We start from the raw sequence: 18,538 nt of genomic DNA, 5'->3' as shown, positions 1-18,538 counted from the left end.
TGAATGACTTCCAATATATCGATAGAGAGGTATAATTTAGCACTATAACTTTTTCGTCGTTCAACAGCTTTCTCCAGCTTGGCATATCAATTCGCTGGAATTGGCTTATAATAACGCAATCACCCCACAACCGCGCATTATTCCTCAAAATCTTACAAAATAGTTTCCTGAGCCCTCTCATATTAAGCCCATTTCACTACTATCCTAAAAATAATACGATTGCTTCTGCCACAATTAGTCATAATTGGTGAGTATTTTTCGTGCACACACCACCTCATAACCTGCAAATTCGAGAAATTATGACTGTATATTCACAAAAATTTCACAAAATCTTTAAAAACTATTGAAAGCGCTTTTATATGTGCTATACTTTACTTAAATTCAAATCGGAATTAAGGGAAGAGAAGATGAGATCACCCTTAAGGACGAACTGGAGCTTACTTGCCACCAGTGTGTCCTTTAGGCCTTATCTTCTCTTTTTCCCTTATATTCCTGTGAAAACGCTCACAAAGCGTTATTCTACTATAATGGAGGGTTTTAACCTATGAAAAAAACAGGTCGGATTTCACTTGCAGCATTACTTTCCTCATCCATGGTACTCGCAGCCTGCGGCGGTGGCGATGACCAGGATGCAGCCGGTGACGGTGGGGATATCGGTCGTATCTCCATCTACTCCCCTGAGACACCTGACATGACCCGTGAAATGGCAGAAAAGTTTGAAGAAATTCACGGTGGACAGGTTGACGTAAACTACGCAGGTACGAACGTGCTTGTAAATCAGATGATTGCCGAAATGGACAATCCGCAGGCAGACCTCTGGTATGGAGGAGGGGGAATTCTTCCTTTTGAATCCGCCATTGAGCACGGTTTTATTGAATCCTATACGCCTGAACTTGCCGAGGATTGGGATGTGGTTCAGGACGACATTAAAGTCCGTCATGAAGACTGGAAATGGGTTGGGGTGGAAGTTTTTGCTCTTGGTCTAATTTATAACACGGATCTTGTAGATGAAGACGAACTTCCTCAGACGTGGGACGAGCTCCTTGATCCGCGTTGGGAAGATGAGCTTCAGATGCCGAACCCGGCAGCATCCGGCACGGCTACTCTGTTCGTAATCAGCCAGCTTCAGGATAAAGGCGAGGAAGAAGGGTGGGATTACCTTGATTCACTTGTAGGCCAGATGAATTCCATGCCTGATTCCGGGGGTGCCCCTGCCCAGGCAGCTGCATCCGGTGAAGCTTCCATGGGAATCGGCTTTGACTTTATGGCCTATCAGATGAAAGACCGCGGGGAATCAGTTGACTTCCATATCCCTGACAACACACCGATTCTTGTAAACCCGGTTGCTTTAATAAAAGACGGACCGAACCCTGAAGGGGCCCAGAAGTTTGTTGACTTCATGCTATCCGAAGAAGGACAGCAGATTAAAGCAGACTGGTTTCACATCCCGATGCATCCTGACGTAGAAGGAAAATCCGAATTAACAATGGAGGATCTTAACGAAGTCGCTCAGGATCTGGACATCGACTGGGTTGTAGAAAACTATGACGAAATCCGCCAGTCATGGCGTGACCGTTACCAATAAAAAGCAGCAAAACGGAACAGCAATAGGAGGCGTTTGACGATGGGTTCAGTAAAAGTAAACAACCTGATCAAAAAATATAACGACGTAACCGCACTGAAAGATGTAAACCTGGACATCAGGGAAGGCGAATTTTTCGCCCTCCTTGGTCCTTCAGGCTGCGGGAAAACAACGACGATGCGCTGTGTAGCCGGGTTCGAATCCCCGACCTCTGGTGAAGTTATGATCGGTGACAAGGTCGTCAACAAAGTGCCGGCCAACAAGAGAAACTGTGGTATGGTGTTCCAGAGTTACGCTCTTTTTCCCCACTATAACGTTTTTGAAAACGTGGCATACAGCCTGACAGTCCGTGAAGTTTACAGCGGTTCGCCGGCCCGCAGGGTGAAAAGTTTAGCCCGACTCATGAGTCGCAGGTTCGGATCACCGTCGAAGGAAATTCAGAAGAAGGTTAACGATGCACTCGAATACGTGGAGATGAGTCACCTGGCTGAACGTGGTGTGAATGAACTTTCCGGAGGCCAGCAGCAGCGTGTGGCTCTCGCACGCGCACTCGTGATGGAACCCTCCGTTCTCCTGATGGACGAGCCGCTTTCAAACCTGGATAAAAAACTGCGAAATACGATGCGTACCACGATCCGCCGCATCCAGCAGGACGTGGGGATCACAACGATCTTTGTTACCCACGATCAGGAAGAAGCCATGAGTATGGCTGACCGGATCGCCGTTATGAAGGACGGGGAAATCATTCAGCAGGCGACGCCAACCGAATTGTACGGTCATCCAAAGAACTCGTTTGTAGCCGATTTTGTAGGATCTTCGAACATTTACAAAGGTGATGTGGTAGATGAACATGCAGACGGGGTAACGGTGAAGGTTGGAGGACAGACAATTAAGTCATCTTATAAGCCTGGTAAAAAAGAAGTGCAGGCACTTATCCGCCCTGAAGGGGTGGCATTATATAAGCGCGAAATGATGCCTGATAATTCAGAAAATGTACTTGACGGCAAGGTGGAAATGTCCACCTACCTGGGGCCGAACATCCGCTATGATGTGAAAGTCGGTGATCTGGAGTTCATGGTCGAGGAGCCATATTACCAGGGTGTTCCGCTTCTTGCAGAAGGAGATCAGGTGAAGCTTACGATTGAGCCGGAGCGGGTGCTGCTGATATGAGTAACGGAACACCAACGCCAACTCAGGCACAGACACAGCCGCCAAAGCCACCGAAAAAGAAGCAGAAATCAGGCTTCTTCTCAAGGTTTGACAGCCTATGGCTGATGAAGGCAGTAATTGCCGCTTTCTTCTTTCTGTTCCTGTTGCTCCCTCTTCTTTCTGTTCTTATTGTCAGTTTTACGGGACAGCCGGTTAACATTCTGGGATCTCTCATTAACCCGGATATTCTTGCAGCGAATCTGGACCGATTGTCCAACGCTTCTCTTGAGCACTGGGGCAGCCTGTTCGGTGGGGTATACATGTCGGCGCTTCGTAACAGCCTTATGCTGTCACTTGGAGTGTCGCTTCTCGTTATCCTTATGTGTCTTCCGATCGCCTACGGCTTTGCCCGTACAACGATGCCGTTTAAGAAGACGTTTGCTGCTCTTTGTACGATGCCGATTATCGTTCCGACGTTTATCTCGGCAGCCGGTTTTATTATCATGTTCGGACGTACGGGCTGGGTGACTTCTCTTTATCAGTCAATGGGATTTGATGGTACGCTCATTAACGCCTATTCTATGACAGCCATCGTGCTCATCCAGACGTTCTTCTTTTTCCCGTTTGCACTGTGGCCGATGGTAGCCGCCTTTAAGATCAGTGATATTTCACTTGAGGAAGCGTCCCAGAACATGGGGGCGAAGAACTGGATGACAATGATCTTCATTACGTTCCCGCTTGCCATTCCGGGGATTGTCTCTGCAGCGCTTCTTATCTTCACAGTCAGTTTTTCGGATTTCGGTACGCCGATTATCCTTGCACCTGACGGACTGAATTTGATTGTCGTAGAAGCGTATCGTGAAATTTCAGGATTCTTTAACTGGGCCGGTGCCTCTATTCTGACGGTGGTAATGGTTGTAGTAGCGGCATTGTTCTTCTGGCTCCAGCGGCTTGTGACAAAGGGCAAGGACTACGGCACGCTTTCAGGAAAACCGAAGCAGACAAAGCTCAACGACAATAAAGTCGTAACAACTTCTCTTGCAATCTACACGGGTCTAGTGCTTCTCATCCCGGTGCTGACGGTTCTTTCCGTTGTTATGCAGTCGTTTGCAACAACGTGGGGTGCAGATCTTCTGCCTCGAGGGTTCACACTCGACCACTACCAGACGATCTTTACCCGCTCGGGGGATAACATCCTGAACAGTATCATTCTCGCCGGTGGTGCACTGGTAATCAGTGTCATTATCGCAACTTTTGTATCCTACTTCGTTGTTCGTGAAAATGCGACGAAGCTGGACTTTATCTCTTCTGTACCGCTGATCGTACCGGGGATTGCCCTTGGTATCGCCTATATTCAGATGTTCAATACGGCGCCGCTTCAGCTGACGGGTACAGCGTTTCTTCTGATCGTTGCGTATGCCATTCGCCGGATGCCGTATATGATCCGTTCTACTATGGGTACGATGATGGCCATTAAGAGCGATATAGAAGAGGCGGCAGTCAATCTAGGCGCTTCGAAGCTCCTGGCAATCATTACAGTCGTCGGACCACTCATGTTGCCGGGTATTGCAGCCGGATCAATTCTTGTGTTCGTAACAGTTATCAAGGAAACAAGTATTACCATCCTGATGGCACCGTCGAGCTGGGCGCCAATGTCGCTTGTCGTATTCCAGAACCTTCTTCGTGGAGAGGTCTACACCGCTTCCGCCATGGCCGTTCTCATTATTGGTCTCGTTCTGATTCTGCAGGCGCTTGCGAATAAAATTACCAAAAACTCACTTTACTAATGATCTAACATGGCCTGCTGGATAAGTTCAGCAGGTCTTTTTATAAATTGGAGGTTAGCGATCGCTTTATTTAAACACATTCGACAGGGAGAGAAAAACATGCAGAAAGGATTTATGTTTGATCTGGATGGAACCGTTTATTTAGGAGAGGAAGTAATTGATGGGGTACCGCAGGCAATTAACCGTCTCACGGAAGAAGGGCATAAAATATTGTTTCTCTCAAATAAGTCCATTGCCAGCAGGGAAGATTACTTAAAGAAACTTACAGGCATGGGAATCAGGGTGAGCAAAGAGAATATTATTAATTCCAATGTTGCAGCTGCACACTACATTCGTACACAAAATGTGAAGTCGAAAACAGCCTGGGTGATTGGGGAGCAGCCTTTGATTGATGAACTTCGCATGGCCGGTATAAAAGTGACCGATAACCCATTGGAGGCATCATTTGTCGTACTCGGCTGGGATCGACAGTTTAATTATGAGATGGTGAACCAGGCTTTTCAGGGGTGGAAAAACGGAGCAACTGTAGTGGCAACCAATCCTGACCGTACGTGCCCGATTGAGAATAACAATGAGATTCCTGACTGCGGGGCCGTTATTGGCGCATTTGAAGGAACAGCCGGTGTGAAAGTTGATGTCATTGCTGGCAAACCGTCGCCAATCATAACTGGTCTTGCAATAAGGACACTAGGGATCGAAGAGGAGAATTGCTATATTATTGGTGATCGCCTTGAAACAGATATTCGGATGGGTACTGAAAACCGTCTGAAGTCAATTCTTGTTCTCTCGGGGATTACAGACGAAAAAATGGCAGAAAAATCGGAATACAAACCTGATTTCACATTGACAAGCGTTAAGGATATTCATACGATAGAATGGTAATATTGTAAAGCGTATACTATATCACACTAATGAGGGATTGCCGTTATGGATCACAGTGAGACGAGGATACCCGCAATAACTGACATGATTGAATCACAGGTAATTGCAGCGATCAACAGCCCGGAGAAATTAGATGAAGTCCTGTCAAGCAACTGCAACGTCGCTTTCTTAATGGTAGGGGACATTCTGACAGTAGGTGACAATGTTAAACGGCTTCAAAAACACAACATCAAAGTGTTTGTTCATCTGGATTTTGTTGACGGAATTGCAAACGATCGCAGCGGCATTCGCTTTCTCGCTGAAAAAATTCGACCGGAAGGCATCATTACCACGAAAAACCACTTAATAAAATATGCAAAAAAAGAAGGGCTGATCACAATTCAGCGACTGTTTTTTATTGATAAAAGCGCTATAAAAAAAGGTATACAGATGCTCAAGGCGGCCCAGCCGGACGCTGTAGAAATCCTTCCGGGCGTCATCCCCCGAGTAATAACAGAACTCGCCGAAGTGACTCCACTTCCGATTATTGTGGGAGGTCTTATCGAAAACGAACAAGAGATTGCCCAGGCTCTTGAAGCAGGTGCGCTCGCTGCATCCTGTGGTAGTCCACGTTTATGGAACACAGACATGTAGATTCTTCTTATAGGAAAGCGCAAGGATCGCATATTGATCCTTGCGCTTGTTTTTTTAACCTTTGTTTAGTAACTTTAAGGCCGCTTTTCTTACTTCAGGGTTTTTGCCGGCTACAGCTAAAGCTGCTCCACCTACACCTACCCAGAGCGAGGCAAACATCCATTTTTTGAACTCAGAATCTTTCTGATAAACTTTCTCAACCATACGCTCAATTCGATCATTGAGTTTGTCTCTAGCTTCTTCACTTAAATTGGGGTCTTTTAATTGCTCGGAAAAAGTATCTATTGCATTGTCAATTGCACTGTATACCTTATCTTGAGATTTTGAACCTACTTCTCCCATTTTAATAATTGCTTTTATGACTTCAGGAGAATATTTTAGTAAGATTTCAAGTTCCTTCGAGGTTAATTCAGTTAGGTCACCATTGTTTTCCTTGAGTTTTTTTATGGTTTCTTCATTTTGTAGTTTCTGACTCATGCTACACCTCTAAATTAGTTATTTTATACTATTATATAATAAATATTTTAAATTTTGTATTTTTATAGAAAATGTCTACTCAACTCAATGCCGCCAAAAGTGTTTTCCTACTATGACAAACTTATACATTAATATTCCTCTAGATAGCGTTTCAAAGCAGAATAGTGAGTAGGCAAGGGATGAAGGGTAGGAGAGGGTTCTATTCTTTTGGGTAGTTGAGACTTTCATTTTGCTTTTCTGTATGCCCTGAAAGAAGGGTATAAACTTAACCCAGCAGATCACTAATCGCCGTTAACAGGCTATATGCCCCGATACCGATGCAGACCATCACCACAATACCCCCGATGATGTTGACTTTAAGCGAGTTGGTGTATTTACCGAGGAGCTGTTTGTTGTTCATGATGATCAGGATGAGAACAGCGATCCCGGGCAGAAGAATGCCGTTTAGTGCCTGGGCAAACAGGATGACTGCGAGTGGTTCCACGTTAAAGGCGAAACTTAGGATGCCAATCACGATTACGAGGGTAAACACGGCTTTAAAGCGCCAGTTTTTCAGGCCGTTTTCCCATTTCAGGATACTGCTGATGGTGATGGATGCCCCCAGTGCCGCGGCTGTCATGGAAGAAAAGCCGGCTGAGAAGATGCCGATAGCAAGAAAGGTCTCGGCCCAGCCCCCAAGAAGCGGTTCGAGCTGCAGAGCCAGATCTGCCACGGTTTCCACTTCCACACCTCGCATTAACGTACCCGATGTAATTAAGATTGAAGCGGAGATTAAGCCACCCATCCCGATGGAGACCACTATATCCCACTTGGAATCTTTTAAATGAGACGGATGATGCCATCTTTCCTGTACAGAAGAGGAATGGATAAAAAGATTGTAAGGTACGACGGTTGTACCTATCAGCGCCGCAATGGTAATGATGGAGCCGACTGGAAATGATGGCGCAAAGATCCCTGAAGCAATCCCTCCAAGATCCGGCTGGGCAATCACCATGGTTGTAACAAATACGGTACTCATGACAATGACGAGTGCAATCATCATTTTCTCGATCAGCTTGTAACTGCCGCTCAGACCGATGAGAAGCACCACGAGACCTACAAACGGACCGATGACGTTGATGTCCCAGCCGGTTAAGGTGGACAGACCAAGCGACGTGCCGTTTAAATCCCCGCTCATATAAGCAGCGGATCCAGTAAATATGGATAAAATGACGAAAGCCACGATACTGTACTTAATGGCAGGATGCGAGAATTGATCCCTCACAGCAGCCCCGAGCCCTTTCCGGGCTACGATTCCAAGCCGGGCGACCATCATCTGCAGGACGATGGTCGTAATAACGGAAAAGACGAGCGCCCACAGCAGGGCGTATCCGAACGATGCGCCTGCTTCAGTAGCAGTCGTGATCGTACCAGGCCCCACAAAGGACGCCGCAATAATCGCCCCCGGCCCGATAACTTTCAGCTTCTCTATAAAAATGTTCCTCTTTTGCTCCTGTGCAGGCTGTACTTGCCCCATAATTTCACCTCATATTAAAAATACATACTCCTTGGGTCATTTCACGTGAGAGGGGAGAGTAAACATAGGGTTTGAATTCTCTTTTAAAACGAGATGATCTAAAGCCATTCTGTGATTTTTGGGATGGTAAAAAGCAATTTAAAACTGTTTTCTAAAAATTTCACCTTGTAAAGCGCTTACACTTGCTTTATACTTTCACTAAACCGATTTACTAAACCGATTTAGTAATGCGAGAGCGAGCTGAATTAATGTGAATAAACGCATAACGATGGCTGATGTAGCCAAGCATGCCGGTGTTTCCAAAAGTACTGTTTCGCAGTATTTAAACAAGCGGTATGACTACATGGGTGTAAAAACAAAAGCACGAATTGAAAGCGCAATCAGTGAGCTGGGATATCAGCCGAACATTGTGGCCCGGAGCTTGAAGCAGAAATCTACACAGACAATCGGGGTGATTGTGGCAAATATTCTTCATTCCTTCTCCACCCAGGTGATCAGAGCCATTGAAGATTACTGCCATGAGCATGATTTTCATCTTATTGTGTGTAATGCCGATGACAATCCTGAAAAAGAAAAAAAGTATATCGAAATGCTTTTGGCTAAGCAGGTGGACGGACTCATCGTTTTCCCCACCGGCGGCAACCTGGACTTATATAAGAAAATGAAGGATGGAGATTATCCCCTGGTATTTATGGATCGGGTTATGGAGGAAGTTGAAGTTCCCACCGTTCAGCTGAACAATGAGAAGGCTTCAGATCTTGCTGTGACCTATCTGGCGGAAAAAGGCTATTCCAGCATTGCGATGTTAACTACCTCTCTTAAGCAGAAACCATCATCAAGGGTTGATCGGATCAAAGGATTCAAACAATCCCACAAAAAAAATAAGCTTGTGCTGAAAGAAGAGTGGATTAAAAGCGTGGACGTAGAAGAAATGCAGGACACACTCAGGGAGATGTTTAACACATCTTCAAAACCGGATGCCATATTGGCTTCCAATGATCTATCCCTGATTGAAGTGTTGAAGTTCGTGAAGGAAAGCGGTCTTTCAATGCCGGAAGATTTGGCTGTGATCGGAATAGACAGGGTTTCCTTTGCTGATCTGTATTCACCGACTCTTTCGTATATTGCTCAGCCGACTTTTGAAATGGGGCGAAAAGCAGCTTCCATTATCATTAATAAAGTCAAAAATAACGATACCGGAGATGAAATGGTTTATCTATATGAGCCGGACCTGATACCCGGAGAATCTTGCTAATCTGGCAGACAGGAGCTGATCGAAATGGATGTAATTACGATCGGGGATGCCATGGTTTCCATGCAGCCCCAGACAGAAGGACCGATGAGATTTGTAAATGCCTTTGACCGCAAAGCAGGCGGCGCAGAGTTTAACCTGGCTATTGGCTGTGCGAGACTCGGCCTTCGCACAACGTGGGTCAGCAGACTCGGAAACGACGAATTTGGCCGCTTTATCCGGAATTTTGCCCGAGGAGAAGGCGTGGATACATCTGAGGTTAAGCTGGTAGATGGCTACCCTACCTCCGTTCAATTCAAAGAAGTGTACGAAGGAGGGGGAGGTCAAACCTTTTACTACCGCTCCAACTCACCGACATCCACTCTCACGGAAGAGGCGATCAGCGCATCGATCTTTAATGGAGGGCAGGTACTGCATATAACCGGTGTGTTTATGGCCCTTGATAAGAAGAAAAACGTTCCTATTATAAAGAAAGCGATCCGTCATGCAAAAGAACAGGGTCTTTTCATCTCACTGGATCCAAACATTCGTCTCAAACTTTGGGAAAAAGAAGAAGCCAGAGAGGCCTTGTTGGACATCCTCCCTGAAGTGGATCTTTTACTGGCCGGAGTGGAGGAAGCAGAAATTCTGTTTAACAGTGTAGACCCAGACATTATTTTTCAGAAATGCCGTGCTCTTGGTCTTACCTCGGTTGTACTGAAAGACGGTGAAAATGGATCAATCGGTTGGGAAAATGGTGAAACAATCATCTCACCTGCTGTAAAAGCTCAAAAAGTGGTTGATACGGTCGGTGCCGGTGACGGCTTCGATGCAGGGTACCTCTACAGCTGGCTGCAGGGATGGACTTTGGAAAAACGACTTCATATGGCCAATACGATCGGTTCCATGGTTGTGGGAGTCTCCGGAGACAATGAAGGTCTCCCATACCTGGACGAGGTGTTAATCCAGCTTGGTGAAAAAGAATTTATAGAAAGATAGAAGGAGGATCATTTCCTATGAAGATTCAACTGGCGTTGGACAGGTTAACCCGTGAAGAATGCTACACCATACTTGAACAGACTGAATCACATATTGACTGGATTGAAGTGGGCACAGGAGTAATTAAAGAGTACGGGATGGCAATTGTAAGAGAAATTAAAGAAAAATATCCTTATAAAACCTTAGTTGCAGATATGAAAACATGTGATGCAGGGCGGCATGAAGCCCTCCAGGCTTTTGAAGCAGGAGCGGACATTACAACAGTGATGGCTTTTTCAGCGGATCAGACCATTGCGGATGTGCTGGAAGTTGCCCGAAACAATGAAAAACGCGTCATGATTGATTTGCTTGGTGTAACAGATTCGCACCGTATGGCAGACCTGGAGGAGCTGGGAGTGGACCTCGTGAGTCTTCATTTTGGTAAAGATATGCAAAAAAAAGAGGCAATGAAGTTGGACATGTTCTCGCTTGTTGAAGAACGAAGCGGCCTTGAAGTTGCCGTTGCAGGTGGCATTTCCCTAGATTCATTGCCGGATATTATGCACAAATCTCCTTCAGTCGTCATTGTAGGGAGTGCAGTGACAAAGGCAAAAGACAAAGGCAAAGTTGTTTCAACCATGAGAGGGGTTATGGATGACTATGAAAACAATCATTAATCAGGTTGCTATTGAAATGGAGACGGTTCTTTCCAACGTTTCCGACAGCCAGGCAAAAGCCTTGAGTCAGGAACTGCAGACAGCTAAGCGGATCTTTATAACTGGAGAAGGGCGTTCCGGACTGATGGGCAAAGCTATTGCCATGAGACTTATGCACAGCGGCTACACCGTCTTTGCCGTCGGAGAAACCATTACCCCCAGCGTTGAAGAAGGAGATCTCCTCGTTGCGATTTCCGGATCAGGCACAACGGGAGCGATTAAGCAGTTTGTTACAAAGGCGAAAGAGGCAGGAGCCAGGACCGCCCTTGTCACAACCAATGATCAGTCACCAATTGCTGCAATAAGTGACTTGGTGCTGGTTATTCCGGCAGCCACAAAATTCAGAAGAGAAGACGAGCCTGAGACGATCCAGCCCCTTGGGAACCAGTTCGACCAGGCTGTTCATCTGGTACTGGATGCGATTATTATTGGAACGGTTAAAGGTGAAGGGTACGAAGAAATGACCCGACGCCATGCGAATATGGAGTAGACGTGGGTGGATTTTTGAGATAGAAACGCAGGGACTTGATTAACGCTGAAAAAGCAAAACAGGGAGGAATCGAACATGAAAAAACGCGCAGGTATGCTGGGGATGACCGTTGCAGCTTTCGGAATGGCACTTACAGGATGTGGAAATGATGAAACGAGTGGAGAAGAAGGGGCGGCAGATCTGAAGATTGTGGCTGCCCACAACCAGACCTCACCGGATAACCCATTCCAGGAAGGGATGCTTGAGTTTAAGAATGTAGCTGAATCCGAATCAGACGGGACGATTGAAGTTGAAGTCCATGCTGGGACGATTGGGACGGAAGAGTCCGAGCTCGTTGAAAAGCTGACCCTTGGTGCAGCGGATCTAGTCCTAGTATCACCAGGATTTATGACAGCTACAGGGATTAAAGAAGTTGATTTGTTAGCGCTGCCATATCTATTTGAAGATTATGAGCACTGGGAGGCTGTCGTAGACGGAGATGTAGGTGAGGACCTTGCGGAGATTATTAACGAACAGTCCGGCAATGACTTTAAAGTACTTGGCTACTGGTCAGCCGGTGTCCGTCACTACTACGGAAAAGAGCCGCTTCAATCCATTGAAGATCTCCGTGGCATGTCCATCCGGACACAGACCTCCGGTGTGGTTGCAGACTTCTGGGGTCAGGCCGGTGCAACCCCGGTTGATGTGGCGTGGGGAGAGCTCTATCAGGGCCTGCAGCAAAATGTTGTAGATTCTTCTGAGAACTCATATCCGTACTTTGTTCAGCAGAATCATCACCAGACACCTAATGGAAAATACACGACAGAGACAGGCCATGACTACACCACCCGCCTTCTTTTAGTTAACGGAGACCGTTTTGATGAGCTGACGGAAGAGCAGAAGGAGATTCTGTTAAACGCTGCAGAAGCATCAACAGTGGCAGAACGTGAAGCCCTTTACGCACAGGAAGAGGAGTATAAGGAAAAAGCCCTTGAGGAAGGCGCGGAAATCAATGAAATTGACCGGGAGCCGTTCATCGAGATTGCCCGTCCGATTCATGAAGCGTTCGCAGAAGATGCCGGCATTGAGGACATTCTCCAGAGAATCAACGATCTCAAAGAATAACACAACGGGGAAGAGCACAGGAGTGGTCTTCCCCCTATCTTTAACAAAAGCAGGTGAAGTAAATGTTCATTAAACGGCTGGAGCAGATTCAATTGACTATCGGAGTTATTTTTCTATGTATCTTTTTTGGGGCCATCCTCGTTCAGGTGGTAAGCCGTCATTTTGGCGTATCTGTTCTCTGGACAGGCGAGGTCGCTAACTATTCCTTTATCTGGGCCGTGTTTATGGGGGCGGCTGTGATGGTGAACAAGAAAGAGCATTTCAATTTTGACCTCTTGGCAAAGAAACTGAAAGGCAAATCAAAGTATGCGTTAAACATCCTCATTGACGTGATCCTGATCACCTTTAGCAGTGCTCTTTTCGTTCACAGTTTAACGGCTTTAACAACGTTTTGGAACTATCAGTGGGTGACCATACCTGCTTTGAAAATGGGTTACGTATGGATTTCACTGCCCATCATGGCCGGTACGATGGTAATCTATCTTGCTGCACATGTGTTTATGAATGTTAAATTGATTACAGTGCGGGGAGGGGAATAGGAGATGGGCTTTTTATTAATAGGATTGTTTCTTGTGCTGCTCCTGATCGGTGTTCCGATTGCGTTTGTAATCGGCATCATTGCTTTTGTCGGTATTTTCGCCATCCCTTATATTCCTGAAGTTACTGTTCCTGTACGGATGCTCAATGGATTGGATTCTTTCGTTCTGCTCGCCGTGCCGCTATTTATCTTAGCTGCAAATTTAATGAACCACGGACAGATCTCGCAAAAGCTGATTAACTTTTCCCTTAAAATTGTCGGTCATATCCGTGGAGGTCTTGCCCACGCGAATATACTCGTATCAATGATTTTTGCTGGGGTATCCGGGGCCTCACAGGCAGATACGGCTGGTGTGGGTAAAATTCTGATCCCGAGTATGAAAAGACAGGGATACGATACCCCGACGGCTGTTAGTGTGACTGCTGCTTCATCAACGATTGGCGTCATTATTCCTCCTAGTATACCAATGATCATTTTTGCGGGACTTACGAATGTTTCCGTAGGAGCTTTGTTTTTAGCAGGGATTATACCAGGGGTTCTCGTTGGGCTTGGAATGATGATTCTGATATACATCTTTGCCGTTAAGCGTGGCTATCCAAAAGCGGCTCGTACCTCGGTAAATGAATTTACAAAGTCATTTTTGGAAACGCTTCCTGCTATTTTTACACCAGTCATTCTAATTGGTGGTATTATTTCAGGTATTTTCACAGCTACGGAAGCTGCTGCCTTTGCTTCTGTTTACACATTCCTGATCAGCATGTTTTTCTATAAGACTTTGAAAATCAAGGATATGCCGAAAGTGCTCACCGATACCCTGATGCTCAGTTCACTCTCGTTGTTTGCCCTTGCTGCCGCCAGCGCTCTAGGGGAACTGCTTAGTTACTATCAGGTAGCCATGTGGGCTCAGGAATTCTTTACGAATAACATATCAAGCAAGATTGTGTTTATTTTGATAATCATTTTGTTCTTCCTGTTTATCGGTACATTTATGGATGCGATACCGGCTATGATTCTGTTTGTTCCTGTTGTGCTGCCGGTTGCCCTGCACTTTGATATCAGCCCTGTGCTTCTCGGGATCATCGTTATAATGACTCTTGCAATCGGGCTCATTACGCCGCCATACGGTCTGTGTCTCTTGCTGGCAGCAAAGATCGGGAATATTTCAATTGAGCGTTCGTTTAAAGCAGTGACACCGTTCATTCTCGTAATTCTTTTGGTGCTTGGTCTGGTAGCTTTTGTTCCGGAAGTGGCATTCTTTATTCCAAAATTATTTTTCCCTGATTTAATCATATAACAGAGAGGTTGATAGCATTTATGGTTACAAGAGAAGTGTTAGCATCAGAAGGATCGGTAATGGTTGTGAAAGTGGAACTGGAAACAGGTTTTATCGGTGATGAGGACAGGCACGTGGAAGAACAGGTCAGCTATATAGAAAGAGGAAGCGTCGAATTCGAGGTTTCCGGTAAGAAGAAGGTGCTTCGCAAAGGGGATGTCCAGTACATCCCTTCCAATGCCCCTCACCGGGTAAACGTAGTTGAGAGCTGTACTATTCTTGATGTTTTTACACCGGTACGAAAGGATTTGCTGGAGGGAAGCCGGTGAGTCTCCTCCTGGAAAACATTACCGACAGTGGAATTGTAGCTGTGATACGTGGCGCCAGAAATGAGAGTATTTTGGATGTTGCCGAAGCCCGGGGGAGTAAAATTCCTTGAAATTACGGAGCAGGCCTCGGTCTCGGAAGCGTTTTGGTCCCGCCAGGTGGGCCGATGACAGAAGAAAAATTAAACGCGATCACTGAGAGAGCGAGAACATTTGTAGACCTGGTTAAAAGACTGAGAGCAGGTAGAGGGGAATAAGAAAGTTCACAAACTGTAACCTCCTGCTTTCCTTGTACCTCCGGGGTTTCCGAATACGCCGGGGGTTGCACTGGTAAAGAAGGAAACGATCCCTTTAGGATTGAATTTTGAGCAGAGTGGGATTCATTTCCCCTTTATGACAAGATTCTTTCAAATAAATATTATTAGAAAATTCTGTTGACGCATGTTCTGGCGTTCTGGTATTATTGGCATCAATCGTTACCAACCAAATAATTTCGAAACCTTATCAAGAGTCGGGGGAGGAATCTGGTCCTATGATCCCGCGGCAACCATTTATAACGTGAGCGTTATAAAAAGGTGCCCATTCCAGCAGGCGTGTGCCTGAAAGATAAGGAAGAGATGTGTGTAGTCATCCTCTTTCTTGTTTTATCAGGAAAGAGGATTTTTTATTTTTTAGGGAGGTTTTTCTAATGACAACAGTGATTTTGGACGGGGTACGTACTCCTTTTGGAAAGTGGAAAGGCAGTCTCAGAGACTATGAAGCAAAAGACCTTGGCGCTCTTGTGGTAAAAGAACTCGTCACGCGCGTGCCTGAAGTGAAGGAGGCAGATGGCGTGATTCTGGCCCAGGTAATCCAGGCAGGGCAGGGACAGAACCCGGCAAGGCATGTGGCTGCCAAAGGAGGTGTGTCCCTTGAAACACCTGCCGTAACGCTGAACAATGTCTGTCTCGGGGGACTTGCGGCGATTGCGGATGCCTCGCGCCGGATCACCCTGGGAGAAGGAAATCTTTACATAGCCGGCGGCTTTGACTCCATGACCAACGCGCCTTACACGTCTTCCATTCGAAAAGAGCTGGCGATCGGCCCGGTGGAGTATTACGACACACTGCAGGATGGGCTCTGGTGCGCGCTTTCCAATGAATCCATGGGCCTTCTGAGCGACGGGAAAAACGAAGAGCTGACCATTTCGAGAGAGGAACAGGATGCGTTTGCCGCCCTTTCCCAGCAGCGGGCGTCCCAGGCAAAGGCGAAGCTTCAGGAAGAAACGTTCCCGATTGAAACGAAAAATGGCACGCTGCATCACGATGAAGGAATCAGAGAAGGCTCCACCGCTGAAAAGCTGCAAAAGCTGTCACCGGCCTTCAGAAAAGACGGCACTATTACAGCCGGAAACGCTTCACAAATGTCCGATGGCGCCAGCGTAGGCATTATCACAAGTGCTGAAAAAGCAGACGAACTTGGAAAAAAGCCGCTGGCAGCGGTGCTTGGATGGAGTGAAGTGGCCGGTCCGGATGAGAGCCTGCATCTGAAGCCTGCACGAGCGATTGCGGCTCTGCTGGAGCAGCAAAGTTTATCCGTTTCGGATATTGATCTGTTTGAGATTAACGAAGCCTTTGCAAGTGTGGCGATTGCCAGCTGCAGGGAACTGGACCTTCCGATTGAAAAGGTGAATGTGAATGGAGGCGCCATTGCGGTCGGTCATCCTCTGGCAGGAACCGGGTTCCGGCTTGTGCTTACACTCGCACATGAATTGAGACGACGGGGTGGAGGAAAAGGCATCGCCACGCTGTGCGGCGGGGGAGGACAGGGAATGGCGTTACTGATTGACGTACCGAAGGAAGGCGGGATTTGATGAACCTGACAACACAGAAAAAGTATGCCTGGCACCCCTCGGAAGAACAGATCCAAAGTGCCAATCTCACGGCGTTTTTAAGAAAAACAGGGTTACAAAATGTTCAGCAGCTTCACCAATGGTCAATAGAAGAGCCGCTTTCTTTTTACTCCTTTGTTTTAGAAGAGCTCAATCTGAGCTGGTACGCTCCATTTACACAGGTAATGGACAGCTCGGAGGGGAAGGCGAATACGGCATTTTTTACAGAGGGGAAGACGAATGTCCTTTTAAACACCGTGGAAAAGCAGCTGCGCCTGGGCAGAGGCGGGGAAGAAGCGATCGTGTGGGAAAGTGAGGAAGGCGATGTGGTCAGCCTTACCTACCGGGAGCTTGAGAAAAAAATCGACGAATTTGCTGCCGCACTTCTCTCCCTTGGGATCCAAAAAGGAGACCGGGTCGGCATCTATCTTCCGTATATCCCGGAGGTCCCGATTGCCTTCTATGCCTGCGCGAAAATAGGGGCCGTCAGCATTCCGATTTTTTCAGGGTACGGGGAGGAAGCAGTAGCGGTGAGACTTCAGGAAGGGCAGGCGAAAGTGCTGATCACCGCAGACGGATTTAAGCGAAGAGGGAAGCTTATTCCATTAAAACAGACAGCTGATCGTGCCGTGCTGAACGCGCCTTCCGTGAAGGATGTAATCGTGATTGAACATACTGGCCAGGATATTCATTTGAACCTCGAATCCGATCACTTATACCGGGATTTACGTCAGTGTAACGCGATTGTGGAAACCGAGGTGATGGATGCGGATGATCCTTTAATGATTATTTACACCTCGGGGACAACAGGGAAGCCGAAAGGAACGGTACACACTCATGTGAGTTATGTCACAAAAAGCAGCCTTGATATGTATTTCTGCTTTGATGTGAAAAAAGAAGACCGGCTGTTCTGGCTCACGGACTTCGGATGGATGATGGGTCCCTGGCTCGTTCTTGGCTCCGGCCTTCACGGGAATACGCTGGTCATGTTCGAGGGGAGCCCGGATTATCCTGAGTGCAATCGTCTGTTCGAACTGATTGAGAGACACCGTATTTCGATTTTCGGCGTTGCGCCAACGGTCATTCGCTCGTTAAAGGCTCAAATAGAGAAAATTACAGAAGATCTATCGACAATCCGAATCCTCGGGTCGACAGGGGAAGCGTGGGATGAGGAATCCTGGCACTGGTACCTTCATCATGTCGGGAAAAACCGCGCACCGATTATCAACTATTCCGGAGGGACGGAAGTGTCAGGGGGAATTCTCGGCTGCTTTCCAACGTTGCCGATCAAGCCGTGCGGGTTTCATGGGCCGATCCCAGGCATGAGTGCGAAGGTGCTTGATGAGAAAGGAAAGGAAACAGACGAGCTGGGTGAACTGAGTCTGACGGAACCGTTTATCGGGATGACGCAGTCATTATGGCACGATCACGACCGGTATCTGAAAACATACTGGTCCAGGTTCCCCGGTGTATGGTCTCACGGAGACCTGGCACGAAAGGACGAGGATGGTTTCTGGTTTCTTGAAGGCAGATCAGACGACACGATGAAGATCGCCGGAAAAGGGATCGGCCCAGGGGAGATCGAGGCGGCGATTGGCAGTCATCCGAACGTAGTGGAGAGCGCAGCAGTCGGGATTCCTCATCCGATTAAAGGACAGACAGCCGTGATTTTTGCCGTTCTGACGGATGCAGATCTGCCGGTAAAAGAACTTGAAGCGCACTGCACCGAAAGACTCGGAAAAGCATTGAAGCCTGAAAGGATCATTCCGGTACCGGAATTGCCGCTCACCCAGAGTGGAAAAATTGCCCGGCGTTTGATCCGTAACCGCTACTTAAACAAGCCTTTAGGGGACACTTCCACTTTACGGAATCCTGAAAGTCTCAAAACGATAATTCCTTTAAAACATTAAACCGAGTAAAAGGAGTGTTTTACTATGTTTTTAACCTATTTTCTGCTGATCGGCCTGTTCTGGGCAGTCGGGTTAA

The 18,538-nt window shown here is 46.9% G+C and carries 17 protein-coding genes and 1 riboswitch; of the genes, 15 read left to right on the top strand and 2 right to left on the bottom strand.

The window, feature by feature from the left end; genetic code table 11:
- Positions 1-544 precede the first annotated feature (544 nt).
- The 5 genes from CR205_RS16670 to CR205_RS16650 all read left to right on the top strand — a co-directional run bounded on the left by CR205_RS16670 (position 545) and on the right by CR205_RS16650 (position 6,033).
- Positions 545-1,585: an ABC transporter substrate-binding protein gene (locus tag CR205_RS16670; RefSeq protein WP_110521276.1), complete on the top strand. Its 1,041-nt coding sequence runs from the start codon at positions 545-547 to the stop codon at positions 1,583-1,585.
- A gap of 39 nt (positions 1,586-1,624) precedes the next feature.
- On the top strand, positions 1,625-2,752 hold the full coding sequence (locus tag CR205_RS16665; protein ID WP_110521275.1) for an ABC transporter ATP-binding protein: 1,128 nt from the start codon (positions 1,625-1,627) through the stop codon (positions 2,750-2,752).
- Positions 2,749-4,518: an ABC transporter permease gene (locus CR205_RS16660; protein ID WP_110521274.1), complete on the top strand. Its 1,770-nt coding sequence runs from the start codon at positions 2,749-2,751 to the stop codon at positions 4,516-4,518. The genes CR205_RS16665 and CR205_RS16660 overlap by 4 nt, the downstream gene beginning before the upstream one ends.
- A 99-nt stretch (positions 4,519-4,617) precedes the next feature.
- Positions 4,618-5,400: an HAD-IIA family hydrolase gene (locus tag CR205_RS16655; RefSeq protein ID WP_110521273.1), complete on the top strand. Its 783-nt coding sequence runs from the start codon at positions 4,618-4,620 to the stop codon at positions 5,398-5,400.
- A 45-nt stretch (positions 5,401-5,445) separates the two neighbouring features.
- Complete coding sequence (locus tag CR205_RS16650; RefSeq protein WP_201745404.1) at positions 5,446-6,033, top strand: glycerol-3-phosphate responsive antiterminator; 588 nt, start codon at positions 5,446-5,448, stop codon at positions 6,031-6,033.
- A gap of 54 nt (positions 6,034-6,087) precedes the next feature.
- Here the strand turns inward: CR205_RS16650 and CR205_RS16645 are convergent, their stop codons facing one another.
- Both CR205_RS16645 and CR205_RS16640 read right to left on the bottom strand, forming a co-directional pair.
- Entirely contained in the window at positions 6,088-6,510 is a 423-nt protein-coding gene (locus tag CR205_RS16645) for a hypothetical protein (protein ID WP_110521272.1), read from the bottom strand.
- Between the two features lie 265 nt (positions 6,511-6,775).
- Positions 6,776-8,026 carry an Nramp family divalent metal transporter gene (locus CR205_RS16640; RefSeq protein WP_110521271.1) on the bottom strand — a complete coding sequence of 417 codons (1,251 nt, stop codon included), beginning with the start codon at positions 8,024-8,026 and terminating at the stop codon, positions 6,776-6,778.
- A 268-nt stretch (positions 8,027-8,294) separates the two neighbouring features.
- On the opposite strand from CR205_RS16640, the gene CR205_RS16635 reads away from it, so the two are divergent.
- From CR205_RS16635 to CR205_RS16590, 10 genes are all read left to right on the top strand, one after another.
- Complete coding sequence (locus CR205_RS16635; RefSeq protein ID WP_110521566.1) at positions 8,295-9,281, top strand: substrate-binding domain-containing protein; 987 nt, start codon at positions 8,295-8,297, stop codon at positions 9,279-9,281.
- Positions 9,282-9,305: 24 nt separating this feature from the next.
- Positions 9,306-10,256, top strand: coding sequence for a sugar kinase (locus tag CR205_RS16630; protein ID WP_110521270.1), 951 nt, complete (start codon positions 9,306-9,308; stop codon positions 10,254-10,256).
- 17 nt (positions 10,257-10,273) lie between these two features.
- Positions 10,274-10,912, top strand: a complete 639-nt coding sequence (hxlA, locus tag CR205_RS16625) for a 3-hexulose-6-phosphate synthase (RefSeq protein WP_110521269.1) — start codon at positions 10,274-10,276, stop codon at positions 10,910-10,912.
- Positions 10,890-11,441 carry a 6-phospho-3-hexuloisomerase gene (hxlB, locus tag CR205_RS16620; protein WP_236634874.1) on the top strand — a complete coding sequence of 184 codons (552 nt, stop codon included), beginning with the start codon at positions 10,890-10,892 and terminating at the stop codon, positions 11,439-11,441. Before hxlA ends, hxlB begins: the two co-directional genes overlap by 23 nt.
- Positions 11,442-11,516: 75 nt before the next feature.
- The gene (locus tag CR205_RS16615) at positions 11,517-12,545 is read left to right on the top strand and encodes a TRAP transporter substrate-binding protein (RefSeq protein ID WP_110521267.1); all 1,029 of its coding nucleotides are present in this window, start codon (positions 11,517-11,519) and stop codon (positions 12,543-12,545) included.
- Positions 12,546-12,607: 62 nt separating this feature from the next.
- On the top strand, positions 12,608-13,084 hold the full coding sequence (locus tag CR205_RS16610; protein ID WP_110521266.1) for a TRAP transporter small permease: 477 nt from the start codon (positions 12,608-12,610) through the stop codon (positions 13,082-13,084).
- 3 nt (positions 13,085-13,087) lie between these two features.
- On the top strand, positions 13,088-14,377 hold the full coding sequence (locus CR205_RS16605; protein ID WP_110521265.1) for a TRAP transporter large permease: 1,290 nt from the start codon (positions 13,088-13,090) through the stop codon (positions 14,375-14,377).
- A 20-nt stretch (positions 14,378-14,397) separates the two neighbouring features.
- On the top strand, positions 14,398-14,685 hold the full coding sequence (locus tag CR205_RS16600; RefSeq protein ID WP_110521264.1) for a cupin domain-containing protein: 288 nt from the start codon (positions 14,398-14,400) through the stop codon (positions 14,683-14,685).
- Between the two features lie 495 nt (positions 14,686-15,180).
- Positions 15,181-15,295, top strand: a riboswitch (SAM riboswitch).
- A gap of 75 nt (positions 15,296-15,370) precedes the next feature.
- On the top strand, positions 15,371-16,534 hold the full coding sequence (locus tag CR205_RS16595; RefSeq protein WP_110521263.1) for an acetyl-CoA C-acyltransferase: 1,164 nt from the start codon (positions 15,371-15,373) through the stop codon (positions 16,532-16,534).
- A complete protein-coding gene (locus CR205_RS16590) occupies positions 16,534-18,462 on the top strand; it encodes an AMP-binding protein (protein ID WP_110521262.1) in 1,929 nt (642 codons plus the stop codon). Before CR205_RS16595 ends, CR205_RS16590 begins: the two co-directional genes overlap by 1 nt.
- Positions 18,463-18,538 lie beyond the last annotated feature (76 nt).

Origin of the sequence: Alteribacter lacisalsi (assembly GCF_003226345.1) — a bacterium.
GTDB lineage: Bacteria > Bacillota > Bacilli > Bacillales > Salisediminibacteriaceae > Alteribacter > Alteribacter lacisalsi.
This window is presented reverse-complemented; position numbering and strand designations above follow the sequence as displayed.

Excerpts from the sequence above, each read along its gene's own strand:
- CR205_RS16670 (WP_110521276.1), top strand. The coding sequence starts at position 545 with ATGAAAAAAACAGGTCGGATTTCACTTGCAGCATTACTTTCCTCATCC.
- CR205_RS16665 (WP_110521275.1), top strand. The coding sequence starts at position 1,625 with ATGGGTTCAGTAAAAGTAAACAACCTGATCAAAAAATATAACGACGTA.
- CR205_RS16660 (WP_110521274.1), top strand. The coding sequence starts at position 2,749 with ATGAGTAACGGAACACCAACGCCAACTCAGGCACAGACACAGCCGCCA.
- CR205_RS16655 (WP_110521273.1), top strand. The coding sequence starts at position 4,618 with ATGCAGAAAGGATTTATGTTTGATCTGGATGGAACCGTTTATTTAGGA.
- CR205_RS16650 (WP_201745404.1), top strand. The coding sequence starts at position 5,446 with ATGGATCACAGTGAGACGAGGATACCCGCAATAACTGACATGATTGAA.
- CR205_RS16645 (WP_110521272.1), bottom strand. The coding sequence starts at position 6,510 with ATGAGTCAGAAACTACAAAATGAAGAAACCATAAAAAAACTCAAGGAA.
- CR205_RS16640 (WP_110521271.1), bottom strand. The coding sequence starts at position 8,026 with ATGGGGCAAGTACAGCCTGCACAGGAGCAAAAGAGGAACATTTTTATA.
- CR205_RS16635 (WP_110521566.1), top strand. The coding sequence starts at position 8,295 with ATGGCTGATGTAGCCAAGCATGCCGGTGTTTCCAAAAGTACTGTTTCG.
- CR205_RS16630 (WP_110521270.1), top strand. The coding sequence starts at position 9,306 with ATGGATGTAATTACGATCGGGGATGCCATGGTTTCCATGCAGCCCCAG.
- hxlA (WP_110521269.1), top strand. The coding sequence starts at position 10,274 with ATGAAGATTCAACTGGCGTTGGACAGGTTAACCCGTGAAGAATGCTAC.
- hxlB (WP_236634874.1), top strand. The coding sequence starts at position 10,890 with ATGACTATGAAAACAATCATTAATCAGGTTGCTATTGAAATGGAGACG.
- CR205_RS16615 (WP_110521267.1), top strand. The coding sequence starts at position 11,517 with ATGAAAAAACGCGCAGGTATGCTGGGGATGACCGTTGCAGCTTTCGGA.
- CR205_RS16610 (WP_110521266.1), top strand. The coding sequence starts at position 12,608 with ATGTTCATTAAACGGCTGGAGCAGATTCAATTGACTATCGGAGTTATT.
- CR205_RS16605 (WP_110521265.1), top strand. The coding sequence starts at position 13,088 with ATGGGCTTTTTATTAATAGGATTGTTTCTTGTGCTGCTCCTGATCGGT.
- CR205_RS16600 (WP_110521264.1), top strand. The coding sequence starts at position 14,398 with ATGGTTACAAGAGAAGTGTTAGCATCAGAAGGATCGGTAATGGTTGTG.
- CR205_RS16595 (WP_110521263.1), top strand. The coding sequence starts at position 15,371 with ATGACAACAGTGATTTTGGACGGGGTACGTACTCCTTTTGGAAAGTGG.
- CR205_RS16590 (WP_110521262.1), top strand. The coding sequence starts at position 16,534 with ATGAACCTGACAACACAGAAAAAGTATGCCTGGCACCCCTCGGAAGAA.